The sequence below is a fragment of the Rhizobium sp. L1K21 genome (assembly GCF_024055895.1).
Taxonomy (GTDB): domain Bacteria; phylum Pseudomonadota; class Alphaproteobacteria; order Rhizobiales; family Rhizobiaceae; genus Ensifer_A.
The window spans coordinates 951789-964242 of the sequence record NZ_JAMXLE010000001.1; the positions used below are offsets into that span (position 1 = coordinate 951789).

Here is a 12454-nt window from a genome sequence, read left to right on the forward strand (position 1 = left end):
TCATTCTATACTGAGCTTGTAGCCGATGCCACGTACTGTCTGCAGCCAGACCGGGTTTGCCGGATCGTCCTCGATCTTGCGGCGCAGTCGGTTGATCTGCACGTCGATGGAGCGCTCGCCTGCTTCGTTGTCGCTCAGGCTGTAGCGGGGCACGGTCTCGCCGGCATTTTCTGCAAAAACCAGCATGATTTCCTGTTCGCGGTCTGTCAGCTTGACCAACTCTGCACCGCGCTTCAATTCGCGCTTGGTCAGCGAGAAGGTGAATGGGCCGAACATGATCTGTTCGATCTTCATCGGCTGGTCGGTGAAGGCGCGGCGCAGGATGTTGTTGATGCGCAGCACAAGTTCGCGCGGTTCGAACGGTTTGCCGAGATAGTCGTCAGCACCGGCTTCCAGTCCGGAAATACGCGATTCCGCCTCCGTCAGCGCTGTCAGGAGAATGACGGGTATATTGCGGATTTCCTTCAGCGATTTCGTCAGCGAAAGGCCGCTTTCGCCCGGCATCATGATGTCTGCGATAATCAGGTCATACTCCAGGCCTTCAAGCTTGCGGCGTGCCTCGGCTCCGCTTTCGGCCGCCGTTACGCGAAAACCCTGCTCCTGGAGATAGCGGTTCAGAAGGGCGAGAATGCGCACATCGTCATCGACCACCAAAAGGTGGGGTGCATCATCCGGCAGCGGCTTCTTTTCAGGCATGGCTCAGACCTCACCTTTGGAATTGAGCATGTTGGTCAGGAAACGCACGACAGTTGCCCGTTCTGAAGGTGCGGCGTCGGCAAGCGCCTTTTCAATGCGTTCAGACTGTGGCTTGGCAAGGGCAAGGGCGAGATCACGCCCGCTTTTTGTGGGGTAGAGCCGACGCTGACGACGATCCTGCGGGCCGACAACCTGGGCAATATAGCCTGAATCGATGAGCGTCTTGAGAACACGTGACAGGCTTTGCTTGGTGATTTTGAGCGTGTCGAGAAGATCGGCAACCGTCATGCCCGGCTGCCGGTTGACGAAGTGGATCACGCGATGGTGGGCGCGCCCCATGCCGCTGCTTTCAAGTGCTGCATCCGCGTCTGAGGTGAAATCCCGGTAGGCGAAAAACAAGAGCTCGATGATTTCCAAATCGACGCCATCGGCGGCGGTGATGGGTTGATCCAGGGGCTCTGCCCTGTTCTGTTTGCCTGCCACGAAGCCTTTCCCCTTATGATGCCAGTCATTTTTGGCGTTTTCTTTGGTCGAGAAGGTAGCTTTGGCAGGGTATTACCGCAAGCGGGAAGCCACCTCGCAGCTTCCCGTATACACACAGTTGATGTGCTTGTGTGGGAAAAGGTTATCGCTTTTTGGGGAAAATGGGGGCCATGACGGCACCTGCGATTGCGGTCAGGATCGCGCCGCCGAATGCACCTGTGTAAATGTCGACAAGCGGGCCTGTCACAGTGCCGTTTCCATTGAGCGCGCCGAAGAAAATGAAGCCGATTATTCCGCCGCCGGCACCGAAAACGGTGCGCCAGACGAAATTGATGCTGTCCTGCTTCATGGCAGCGCTGAGAATGTTGCCCGCCAAAACGCCGGCAATCAGCGCGATCGTGATAGAAATAGGATCCAAGATGTGCCTCCTTCAAATCATGGTTCATACCCAGATTGGGCGGGTGCGACATTTTGTCAATGGTTCTGTGGCCGATATTTGCCGCAAACAGTGCACAAAGTGATGTTGTCTTGACGATTGGCATTTTTCTCACGTGCGTTCCCCAGGGAACCGTGGGCAGGGAACCATTGCGCTATTGGTGCATTCATTCATCGTGAATAAGGACGAGCACCATGAAAACGCAGACAGACAATTCCACCAGCAATTCCAATCCCCTCCGCCCTGTAGTGTTTGTTTATGCGGCGGCCAACGTCTTTGCGTTTCTCGTGATGATTTCCTCCGTCGTGTTCACGACGTTTCCAGCCGGCTAAATCCGAAAGAGAACGCTCTCCGGCGGTTGCGTGCACGGTCAAAGCGACTATGTTACCGCCGCAAACGGAGATTTCTCATGGGTATGCTTCAGGCCGGGATTATTCCCGTCACTCCCTTCGAACAAAACTGTACGGTGCTTTTCGACCAGGACACCAAGGAAGGCGTGATCGTCGATCCCGGCGGCGACGTCGACGTGATCCTGCAGACGATCAGGGAAAACGGCATCAAGCTTCATGCGATCTGGCTCACGCATGGTCATCTCGACCATGCCGGCGGCGCCATGGAACTGAAAGAGGCGCTGGGGCTCGATATCATTGGACCGCACAAGGACGATGAACCGCTTCTCAGCGCGCTTGAAGCACAGGCGCAGCGTTTTGGAGCACAGATGACGGTTCGCAATGCGGTTCCCGACCGGTGGTTGGAGGAGGGCGAGACACTCTCCTTCGGAGATCATGAATTCGAGGTCTTCCACACGCCGGGACACGCGCCGGGCCATGTGATCTTTTTCAATGCCAAGCAGAAATTCGCGCATCTGGGCGATGTGCTGTTTTCCGGCTCCATCGGGCGCACCGACCTTCCCGGCGGCAATCACCAACAGCTTCTCGATTCCATCAAGAACAAGGTTCTTCCGCTTGGCGACGATATCGGGTTTATCTGTGGCCACGGTCCCGGCGGACAGATCGGCAATGAACGCCGAACCAATCCATTTCTGACTGGTATTTAAACGCAAAAAGAGCCGCGCGAAGCGGCTCCTTTCGTGTGTTTCTCTGCTCTGCTTAAGCGTTCAGCCAGCGGTGCAGAAGTGGGTGCGTCCGTCGTAGCCGTTATAGGTGCCGGTGCGCGGATTGAAGCTTCTGTAGCGATCCGAGCAATAATCGAACCATTCGCGTGTCCACGGTTCCAGCGTGCTGTTTACGTAGCGCGGGCGGGGAGGTTGCGCATAGTGCGGTTGGTAGCTGCGCTCGTAGCGGGGCGCCGGTGGGGCGGGATAGTAGCCGGGCTCGACTGGGGGGTCGATGTAGACGCGGCCTGAAGGCGCGGAGTTGGACGTCACAACGGATGAGGCAAGCACGCCTGCGGCCAATCCCAGAACACCGATCGTTGCGATGTCGCCGCCGCTCAGTCCGCCACCACGGCTTTCACTTTCGTGATGATGATGGTGCCAGCGCTCGCCTGCATTGGCTGCGGGAATGGTCGAAATCGTGGTTGCAGCAACTGCTGTGGTCAAAACGATGATTTTCGTGAGCCTGTTCATGTTCTTCATCCCTTGTTCAAGCCGTTCTTTCGGCTGTTGAGGTTGAAGATAGTCGGCCCAACCTGAATGCAAGCTGAACGAAAAACCCGGCCCGATACTCTGATGGGCCGGGTTGAAAAAAGAATTTCAGATCGGTTAGTCGGAGACGGAGAGGTTGACGGCCTTGGGACCCTTGCCGCGGCGATCCGGCTCGGTATCGAAGCTGACCTTCTGGTTTTCCGTAAGCGCGGTCAGGCCAGATGCCTGAACGGCAGAGATGTGGACGAAAATATCTGCTCCACCCTCATCAGGCTTGATAAAACCATAACCCTTCTCAGAATTGAAAAATTTAACAGTGCCGGTTGAGGCCATGTTCAAGTCCTTTCATGTGCCCATGCCACTATGGGCTTCTTCAATAAGTGCCTTTTCAGGGGCGCGCGGCAGGCAGTTCTCGAATGAAGAGGAAAGGTCCTTGATTTTTACCGCGGTCTCATGCCTCGCTGGCCCGGCCAGTGTTGGAATTGCCCCGCCCGGAACTTTTTTGCGTCTCCGGCGCGCTGAATTATGAGGTCTTCCCGTGTTCGTAAAATGCCCGAACAGAGTCAAGATTGCTGCAGTTCTCGCAAATTGGCAAGTGAAAGTTTTGCGATGCGAAGAAAACGCAACCTCACGCACGCGCCGTCTTGGGCTTGGTGAGTTCCGGAACGAGTTCGACGGCGATCATGGCGATAAAGATGCAGGCGCAACCCAGATAGCCGATCGCCGGTATCTCTTCTCCCAGCAACGTGATGCCGAAGAGGGCTGCAAAGAGGGACTCCGAGGAGAGGAAAATCGCGGCTTGAGCGGAGGTTGTGTAACGCTGGCCGATCACCTGCAGCGAGAAGGCGATGCCGGAGGAGACGACGCCTCCGTAGACAATTTCCAGGCTGGCCCCTGTGATACCCTCGAGGGTGACGGGTTCGAGCGCTGCAGCAAATACCAGTGATATGACTGCTGTAATGGCGAATTGCCAGAGCGAGAGCGTGATCGGTCTGCCGCTGTCTGCTGCAAAAATACCGATGAGAAAGACTTGAACCGCCCAGAAAAATGCACAGAGTACCGTCAGCCAGTCGCCGCTTGAAAAGCCCTCGAGCTTTCCACCGCTCAGGAGAAAGATGCCGACGAAGCTGAGAAGCGAAGCCGGCCAGATGATCCAGTGCGGCGCACGCCGCAACAGGATGACGACGAGCAGGGGAACGAAGATAACATAGAGACCGGTCAGGAAGCCGGAATTGGTCACGCTCGTGGTCAAGAGCCCGTATTGCTGCGATACGATGCCGGCGCATAGTGCAAGGCCAACGCCTGTGAAACCGAGCTTGTGGCGGCGGGTCAGGGCTGTTTCTGCTCGTCTGGATTCCCAGATTGCGAAAGGAAGAATGGTCAGGCTTGCAGCCAGGAAGCGAAATGCGACAAACCAGAGTGGGCCGATAGTCTCCATCGCCGTTGATTGTGCGACAAAGCCGGCGCCCCATATTGCGCCTGCCAATAGGAGCACAAGGTTTGCCTGAATGCGTGTCATTGTCTGTCTCTTTTTAAGTCGAAGGCCTGTTCTTGCCTCGGCACTATCAGGCCAAAAGCTTGGCGACAAGGCGCGATTGCCATAATGATAGCTGACTTAAACGTGGGGGCGTGGATGAGAATGCTGCGGAGATTATGGCAGGAAAACAGGCTGTTGCTGATTGCCTTCTCAGTGGCGGCGGCGCTGACACTGCTGTTTGCGCTGCGCTTTGTCTTCGCAGCGCTCTATTGGCACGATCCCTCACACCGCAACCAGCCACTCGAGCCGTGGATGACGCTTCGTTATGTGGCGCATTCCTGGAATGTGCCGGTTGAAGCGCTTGTCCAAGCGCTCGACATTGATCCTGATCAGCGTGGCGGTTTGCGGCGCAGACCCATCGAGGACATCGCTGACGGTGCAGGTGTTTCCTATGAGACGTTCAAGCAGGAGGTTGATGCGGCCGTTCAGCAATTGCTGAAGGAGCAAGAGGCAAGATGATCGATGGCGTACTCAGCCTTGCAACAGAGTATGGCTTGCCGTTCCTGGCCTTGATCACCTTTCTCAGCTGCCTTGCGCTACCGGTTCCAGTGTCAATCGCAATGATTTTAAGCGGATCACTGGTCGCCTCCGGTGATCTTTCCCTGTGGCAGGTCTTTCTGGCAGCGTATGTCGCGGCCATGGCAGGCGATCAGATGGGTTACGCAACCGGGCGAGGGGCTGGTATCGCCATTCTCAAATGGATATCGCGTGATAAAAGACGCGCCAATATGCTGGAAAAGGCGAAACTGCAGTTGGACAGCCATGGTGGGCTTGCGGTGTTTTTTTCCCGCTGGCTTTTCAGTCCGCTGGGGCCGTATGTGAATTTCATCGGTGGCGCGGCGTCCATGAACTGGCTTGTATTCACTATTGCGGGCGCGGCAGGCGAATTCGTCTGGGTGGGGCTTTATGTGGGGCTCGGCTTTTTCTTTTCCAGCAACATTTCCGCCGTCGCTGATCTTGCGGAAAATGCCAGCGGTTTTCTGGCCGCAGGCGCGGTTGCCGGTCTTCTTGGCTGGCGTCTTGTCGTTGCGCTGCGCAGCGAAGCAAAGCGGCGGTGATTACTCCGACGAGGCGATATTGACTGGATCGTCAATCAGTTCCGCATCGAGAATATAGCGCAACGGGCCGCGTGTTTTCGCATCAAAGGGCCAGCAGGTGGCAAGGGCCAGGTGGGTGCCGAAGGCTGCGGCATTGATGCCGTTGTTTTCCCAGTCGGCGACCCGGCTGCCATTGACGCGGAAGGTTCTGTCAATGCCGTCGGGCGTTTCGACGTTGATCAGGTCGCCCACCTGCAGATCCTTCAGCCATGCAAAATGCGTGTCGCGATGGGCTGCTATCACGGAGGTTCCGGGCGCGCCGGGTTCGGGCGTTCCGTTCACGAGCGCGGGGCCGAAGGCCAGCGTCTGGCCGGTTGCGCCTTCCAGCACGATTTCGGAAATGTTCAGGCGCGGCACGGATATTCTGGCTGCAACGGTAAAATCCGCCCAGGGCCAAGGCCGGGCATCGGTGTCGCCTGCCAGACGCGCGGCAAAGCTCTGTTGCAGCAAATATTGCGACAGGCGCGCCTTGGCCTTGATGTAAAGACCGCTGCAGATGAGGGCCGTGCCGGCAATGCCGACCAGCGCAAGCACGATAATGGTCACGCGGGTGAGGGCGCTCTGGCTCTCCCAGCCGCCCCCACGTTTCCTGTTACTCATCTCGCCAACCCCATGCCTTTGCGTAGGTTTTCAGGCCGCTGCGGCTCAAGAAGAGCAGGCAGCCACCCATCAGGGCAAAGGCGAGCATCATCAGACCCAAGAGGATATCACGATCTGCCAGTGTTGACGTTTGCGGCAGCGCCACACTTTTCGTGCGCGTTGCAACAATGCTCGCGGCTTCTGCGGTGGGTGCCTGAGCGACCGAATTGGCTGCCATTTTGGCGATGTTCTGCACCTGCGCCAGCGTAATGCCACGGCTCTTGTCGGCGGGTGCGGGCGCAGAGACCTCACCATAGACCTTGTCGAAGTCCCAGCCGGCGGGCAGGTTCAGCGGCATTTTGGTGCGGTCCAGCTGCTCATCGTCGGGGCGCGACTTCGACACGTCGACGGCGACGAGGCTTGTCATGCGTGAGACGAGATGATGTTCGAGCGCCACCTTCTCGATTTCGGCATCGACATTCTGGCGACCGTCATCGGTGTAAGGGGTTGCTTCAAGATCGGCGATCTTGCGGCGCGCCCACAATTTGCCAATGCCGCTGCCTTTTGCGGCTTTGGACAGATCAAGGCTTGTGCGCCACGGCTGACCATTTGCCTGGCCGGTGATATTCAGTTCGCCATTTTCACCTGTCGGGATCACAGCGGTTAGAACAATAGGCTCGCCTGCGTAGAGGTCGGGAACCGGGTCGGGTGTGATTTCAGCATCCGAGCCGCTTTCAAGCCTGGCGGTGATATCGGTCATGACCGGATTTTCAAGCTTGTTGAAAAGCGCGATCATGCGCTCGGAAATCTGATCCTCCGAACCGATATGGGTATAGGTGCCGCGGCCGATCTCGGCGGCCTTGGTCATGAAATAACTGTTGGGCGCAGAACCGATGCCGACGGTGAAGACGCGGGCGTCGTCGCGGTTTCTGGCGATTTCGCCGAACAGGTCGGATTCGTTGCCGATAGCGCCATCGGTGAGGAAGATCACCTGCCGCAATGCGCCGTCGGCAACCGGACCCTGCGTGGACAGCGCCGCTTTCAGTGCGGGCAGCATTTCGGTTCCGCCCTCCGCTTGCAGTGAACGCACATAGGCAATGGCGTCCTGCTTGTGCTGGTCATCAGCGGCCTCAAGCTGCGGGAAGTAGACTGTCATCGTATCGTCGAAGCGGATGACGTTGAAACGATCTTCAGGTTTCAGTGCTGCGATGGCGAGCTCCAGGCTTGCCTTGGCCTGTTTGATCGATTCTCCGCCCATGGAGCCGGAATTGTCGATGATGAAGATCGCCTCGCGCTTGGGTGCGGGTGCATTGTCATCCTTCAGCGATGGCGGCGTGACGAAGGCCAGAAGATAGTCCTTGCCGTTAGGGCCCTGTTCGCGGAAGAGACCGGCGGCGGGTGTTTTGCCGGGGGCTGCTTTCCAGGTCAGTTCGAAATCCTGATCTGCCGGCACTTCGTCGGTGTTCAGCGTTATGGTTTTGCCGTCCAGCCCGTCAGCGCTGATGTTGATCTTGTGGTGAGGAGAGGTGACGTCGCCGAGGGCAAAGCCCGCGTTCAGATTGACGGTCAGCGTAACCGGGTTGATCTTGGCATTGTCGCGCGGATCGAGCACAGGGGCGGTGATCTTGTCGAGGTCCTTGATACTATCTTCGGCAACGGCAAAGCCGCTTTCGTCGCCAAAGCGCACATTCTGCACCACGGGCATGGGCGAATAGCGCGGCGCGACAACCATAGGGAAGCGGAAGGAAAATTCGCCGTTCGTCTGGTGCACGGTCTCTTGATATTCGATCTGCACAACGATGGTTTCGCCGGGCCCAATATTGGCCACCTGGTTGGTGAAAATATTGGGACGCTGCTGTTCCAGAAGAGCGGCCTTGGTACCTTCGCGCTTGGCCTGCTCGTAAATCTCGCGGGCTTCTTCGCGCGGCTTTATCTTGCCTTCGATGAAACGGTCGCCAATCTGCATGCGCAGCGAATCGACGGCTGAATCTTCGGGCAGGGGAAAGACATAGGTGCCTTCGACCCAGCCTTTGCCCGGGTTCTGGAAACGCTGGGTGACCTTGGCGCGCAGGATCGGTCCGGTCACGTCGATTTGCACATCCGCCTTGAGACGCGGGGCTTCGACATAATAGCCGGGCTCTTGCGAGGGCAGGAGCAGCGAACCCATATTCACGCCATTCGGTGTCAAAAGCGGTGAAATCTTTTCGCCGGCCAGCGCCGAATGCGCCAGACTGGTCAGGGTGATGAAGACGCCGAGAACTGCGATCAAGGCCACTGAAATGAGCGGTTTGAGCGATGAGCGGCGGGTTTTGGCAAAAGCAATTTCGTCATCGAGAAACATGTGAACCCCCATAAAGATCGGATGCGTAGGCTAAAATGCCTATTGCACCGGGCGCGCGTTGCATGTTCCCGAGGGAACAGAGCGTCACATTGGAATGGAGCGTGAGATGGCTTCCAGATCAGGAAGACCGCTAACCTTCGTTCCCTGCCCAGTCTTCATCTTGCATCAGAAGGCGACCGGGAAAGGGCCAGATTGTGGCAAAGACGGGCCATGCCCGCGGCTTTTTTAGGCCGTGAAAAGCGGCGAAAACAGGCGTCTAGGCATCGGACCTGATGTGGATTGTGAGGCCCTGGGGGGGCTGTGTCAGGACTGGCGTTTCCCGAAGGCTGTCTGGCGGCGCGCCATGGCGGCACCCGCAAGCGAACGTCCAGCAGGTGAACTGTGTGAACCGCCATTGCCTGCGCTTAAGGGCAGATATTGCTCGGGGTATTCCTGATTGAAATTCGTCGGCGCAATTTGCGGACGCGCCAAGACATAGCCCTGCATTAGCGGCACGTTGAGTTCCTGGCAGATCTCCACCTGCTCGATTTCTTCCAATGCTTCGAAGATGGTTTCGATGCCGCGTTCGCTGAACTGCTGCACCATCATCTTCAGCAGTGCAGAGCCAGTGGGGTTATCCAGGAATTCCAGCACCCAACTGGCCTCGAATTTCACATAATCGGGGCGAAGGCTGTCGACGCGCTGGGCATCGCTTTCGTCTTCGCCATATTCGTCGATGGCGATGCGGAAGCCGAGTTGGCGCAGGCGTTCGACCAGCAGGGCTTCGTTTTCGGCATTGGCCGCATTGGCGCGGGCGATTTCGCAGACAATGCGATCAGGTGTGAGGCCAGCCTCATAGGTGGCAAGCGAAATACGGTCCACTTCGTGGCGAATATCGTGTGGCGTGACGAAGACGCCGGGGTGAAAGTTCACGAAAAGCTTTGCCTGTCGCCGCTGCATGAGGCCGAGATTGAGAATGTGCAGCGTGCGGCAAAGGCTATCCACATCCTGCATCTCAGCCCGCGAGAGGCTTTCGAAGAAGACGCCGGGCGAAACGGGTTCGCCGTTGCGGTTTGCGCGCACGAGCCCTTCGAATGCCCGCAGTTCCAATCGACCGGCGCTATTGGTCCCGAAAATCGGCTGGAATGCGCTCCGCAGCTCAAAATCGCCATGCGACGTCGTATAGGTACCGTCATTTTGGCGGGCGATATTTTTCAGGATGGAACTCGATTGCATGGCTTTCAGCCTGTTTTCTGGTCGCGGATTTACAGGCTGCAAAAATACCACACAATAAGTTACCCCTACCTTAAGCATGAATGGTGCCGAGGGACACGTCTGTCGGCGGCACGGTTCAAGCTGCAAGGCAGTCCGCATTTTTCGGCGAATCCGTCGGCGGTTTCGGCTTTTGACTTGAATCTCACCGGCAATTTCGACATAGACCATTGGACAGCGTGGCGCTGTCTTCCAACACAGTTCAAACCTTCAAGGACATAATGATGGCCTTCATCGCTGATGCTCTCTCCCGCGTAAAACCCTCGGCTACTATCGGTATGGCTCAGAAAGCCCGTGAACTGAAAGCCAAAGGCCGCGATGTGATCAGCCTTTCCGCCGGCGAGCCCGACTTCGACACGCCGGACAATATCAAGCAGGCGGCGATTGACGCGATGAACCGCGGTGAGACCAAATACTCGCCGATTTCCGGTATTCCCGAGCTGCGCCAGGCCATTGCCGACAAGTTCAAGCGCGAAAACGGTCTTGAATACACCGCAGCCCAGGTGATCGTCGGTACGGGTGGAAAGCAGATTCTTTTCAACGGCCTGATGGCGACGCTTAACCCCGGCGATGAAGTGATCATTCCGGCCCCTTACTGGGTGTCCTATCCGGAAATGGTCGCCATTTGCGGCGGCACCTCGGTCTTCGTCCCGACCACGACCGAAAACAATTTCAAGCTTCAGGCGGAAGACCTTGAAAAGGCGATCACGCCGAAGACCAAATGGTTCATCTTCAACTCGCCGTCCAATCCTTCGGGCGCAGCCTATACGGAAGCTGAACTGAAGGCGCTGACGGATGTTCTTCTGCGGCATCCCCATGTGTGGGTCATGACAGACGACATGTACGAGCATCTCTGCTTCGACAACTTCAAGTTCACCACACCTGCTCAGGTGGAGCCGAAGCTTTATGACCGCACATTGACCATCAACGGCGTGTCCAAGGCCTATGCCATGACCGGCTGGCGCATCGGCTATGCAGCTGGTCCGCTCGAGCTGATCAAGGCCATGGACATGATCCAGGGACAGCAGACGTCGGGCACCAACACAATTGCCCAGTGGGCCGCTGTTGAAGCGTTGAACGGTCCGCAGGACTTTATCGAGAAGAACAAGGCGATCTTCCAGGGCCGCCGTGATCTGGTTGTTTCCATGCTGAACCAGGCAACCGGTATTTCCTGCCCGACACCGGAAGGTGCGTTCTATGTCTATCCATCCTGCGCCGGTCTCATCGGCAAGACTGCGCCGTCCGGCAAGGTCATCGAAACGGATGAGGATTTCGCAACCGAGCTTCTGGAAGCAGAGGGCGTGGCCGTCGTGCACGGCACTGCATTCGGCCTCAGCCCCAACTTCCGCATTTCCTACGCGACATCTGAAGCGATCCTCGAAGACGCCTGCAGCCGCATCCAGCGCTTCTGCGCAGCTTGCAAATAAAGCGGCTTCAGTGATTGAGTTGGAAAGGGCTGCGGCGCAATCCGCGGCCCTTTTTTTGTGCGGCGTGACTTTACAAATGGTGGATGCTGCAGCTGATGGGCTTTTAAGACGCTTTCTGTATCAGATAATTTGTCCAGCCCTCCAGAGAGCCCTTGTTGCTTTCGCGGATGATGTTTCTGTCAACCAGTGTGTCGACGGCTGTTCTGACCTCCGGGGAATGCTTATCGTCCTTATAGTCATCGATCACCATCCAGCCGCCTGGCTTGAGGAAGTGGTAATAGATCAGGATATCGCGGCATGCGTCCATAAATGTGTGTGAACCGTCGATGTGGACAATATCAAAGCTTTGTCCGGCATCGAAAATGGGCTTCGGGATGGAGTGAGATGGGCCGACAAGCAACTCTGCTCGTGCCACAAGGTCCTGCCGCGCAATCACAAACTTGGCCTCCAGAAGCTGGTTTTCGAACTGAAAGACATCCAGTCCCACTGCGGTGCTTGCCGGACCTGTCTTCTTGAGGAAATAGGTCAAGGTGGCTGCCTTCCACACGCCGATTTCCAGAAGCTTTATGTTGTCATGCCCCAATGAATTCCCCAGTGCGGCGACAACAGAGGCGTCGGCATGGAAGCCTGCGTTGCGCCGCTGCATTCTATGCTGTTCAGGAATGGTATCGATCAGTGCCTGACAATTGGCGAGATGTTGCGCATATTCTTCGCGCATTGTCTCCAGCATACCGAGGTCTGGAACTTTGAGGGACATTAAAGGAGCCTTATCTTCTGTCAGAATCGTTTCTGAGCATTAGATTAAGCGACGAAAGGTGGTGCGAAGCTGTCTGATTGTATAGACGCGGGACTCGCGGGTTTCGACATTCTGCAAGGCAAAAAAAAGAGGGCCGCAAGATTGCTCTCGGGCCCTTATGAGTTGTGAAGGTAAATAAACCTCCAGAGGGGAACAGTTATTGCAGCGGCACTGGGAAGAACCGCCATGCGCAATAACTGAGCTG

Annotated in this window: 15 protein-coding genes; 5 read left to right on the forward strand and 10 right to left on the reverse strand. The window is 56.9% G+C overall.

Features of this window, described 5'->3' with window-relative positions; genetic code table 11:
• The 3 genes from NHF56_RS04510 to NHF56_RS04520 all read right to left on the reverse strand — a co-directional run bounded on the left by NHF56_RS04510 (window position 1) and on the right by NHF56_RS04520 (window position 1597).
• Entirely contained in the window at window positions 1-696 is a 696-nt protein-coding gene (locus tag NHF56_RS04510) for a response regulator (protein ID WP_252801945.1), read from the reverse strand.
• 3 nt (window positions 697-699) lie between these two features.
• The gene (locus NHF56_RS04515) at window positions 700-1179 is read right to left on the reverse strand and encodes a MarR family transcriptional regulator (RefSeq protein ID WP_252801947.1); all 480 of its coding nucleotides are present in this window, start codon (window positions 1177-1179) and stop codon (window positions 700-702) included.
• 142 nt (window positions 1180-1321) lie between these two features.
• Window positions 1322-1597, reverse strand: a complete 276-nt coding sequence (locus NHF56_RS04520; protein ID WP_252801949.1) for a hypothetical protein — start codon at window positions 1595-1597, stop codon at window positions 1322-1324.
• A gap of 212 nt (window positions 1598-1809) precedes the next feature.
• On the opposite strand from NHF56_RS04520, the gene NHF56_RS04525 reads away from it, so the two are divergent.
• Together NHF56_RS04525 and NHF56_RS04530 are read left to right on the forward strand one after the other, a co-directional pair.
• Window positions 1810-1947, forward strand: coding sequence for a hypothetical protein (locus NHF56_RS04525; RefSeq protein ID WP_252801951.1), 138 nt, complete (start codon window positions 1810-1812; stop codon window positions 1945-1947).
• An 83-nt stretch (window positions 1948-2030) separates the two neighbouring features.
• Window positions 2031-2672 (forward strand): MBL fold metallo-hydrolase, encoded by a 642-nt coding sequence (locus NHF56_RS04530; protein ID WP_252804836.1) that lies wholly within the window; start codon window positions 2031-2033, stop codon window positions 2670-2672.
• A gap of 60 nt (window positions 2673-2732) precedes the next feature.
• Here the strand turns inward: NHF56_RS04530 and NHF56_RS04535 are convergent, their stop codons facing one another.
• The 3 genes from NHF56_RS04535 to NHF56_RS04545 form a co-directional block, all read right to left on the reverse strand.
• A complete protein-coding gene (locus NHF56_RS04535; protein ID WP_252801953.1) occupies window positions 2733-3203 on the reverse strand; it encodes a BA14K family protein in 471 nt (156 codons plus the stop codon).
• Between the two features lie 135 nt (window positions 3204-3338).
• Entirely contained in the window at window positions 3339-3554 is a 216-nt protein-coding gene (locus NHF56_RS04540; protein ID WP_252801955.1) for a cold-shock protein, read from the reverse strand.
• A 295-nt stretch (window positions 3555-3849) separates the two neighbouring features.
• Complete coding sequence (locus NHF56_RS04545; protein ID WP_252801957.1) at window positions 3850-4740, reverse strand: DMT family transporter; 891 nt, start codon at window positions 4738-4740, stop codon at window positions 3850-3852.
• 120 nt (window positions 4741-4860) lie between these two features.
• On the opposite strand from NHF56_RS04545, the gene NHF56_RS04550 reads away from it, so the two are divergent.
• Both NHF56_RS04550 and NHF56_RS04555 read left to right on the forward strand, forming a co-directional pair.
• Entirely contained in the window at window positions 4861-5217 is a 357-nt protein-coding gene (locus NHF56_RS04550; RefSeq protein WP_252801959.1) for a hypothetical protein, read from the forward strand.
• Entirely contained in the window at window positions 5214-5816 is a 603-nt protein-coding gene (locus NHF56_RS04555) for a DedA family protein (RefSeq protein WP_252801961.1), read from the forward strand. The genes NHF56_RS04550 and NHF56_RS04555 overlap by 4 nt, the downstream gene beginning before the upstream one ends.
• Here the strand turns inward: NHF56_RS04555 and NHF56_RS04560 are convergent, their stop codons facing one another.
• From NHF56_RS04560 to NHF56_RS04570, 3 genes are all read right to left on the reverse strand, one after another.
• Entirely contained in the window at window positions 5817-6455 is a 639-nt protein-coding gene (locus NHF56_RS04560; protein ID WP_252801963.1) for a class GN sortase, read from the reverse strand. It abuts the gene before it with no gap.
• Window positions 6448-8775 (reverse strand): marine proteobacterial sortase target protein, encoded by a 2328-nt coding sequence (locus tag NHF56_RS04565; protein ID WP_252801966.1) that lies wholly within the window; start codon window positions 8773-8775, stop codon window positions 6448-6450. Before NHF56_RS04565 ends, NHF56_RS04560 begins: the two co-directional genes overlap by 8 nt.
• Before the next feature lie 303 nt (window positions 8776-9078).
• Complete coding sequence (locus NHF56_RS04570; protein WP_252801968.1) at window positions 9079-9990, reverse strand: EAL domain-containing protein; 912 nt, start codon at window positions 9988-9990, stop codon at window positions 9079-9081.
• Between the two features lie 260 nt (window positions 9991-10250).
• Between NHF56_RS04570 and NHF56_RS04575 the strand changes: the two genes are divergently transcribed.
• A complete protein-coding gene (locus NHF56_RS04575; RefSeq protein ID WP_252801970.1) occupies window positions 10251-11453 on the forward strand; it encodes a pyridoxal phosphate-dependent aminotransferase in 1203 nt (400 codons plus the stop codon).
• A 103-nt stretch (window positions 11454-11556) separates the two neighbouring features.
• Here NHF56_RS04575 and NHF56_RS04580 read toward each other — a convergent pair whose 3' ends face one another.
• Window positions 11557-12210, reverse strand: coding sequence for a class I SAM-dependent methyltransferase (locus NHF56_RS04580; protein WP_252801972.1), 654 nt, complete (start codon window positions 12208-12210; stop codon window positions 11557-11559).
• Between the last annotated feature and the right edge of the window lie 244 nt (window positions 12211-12454).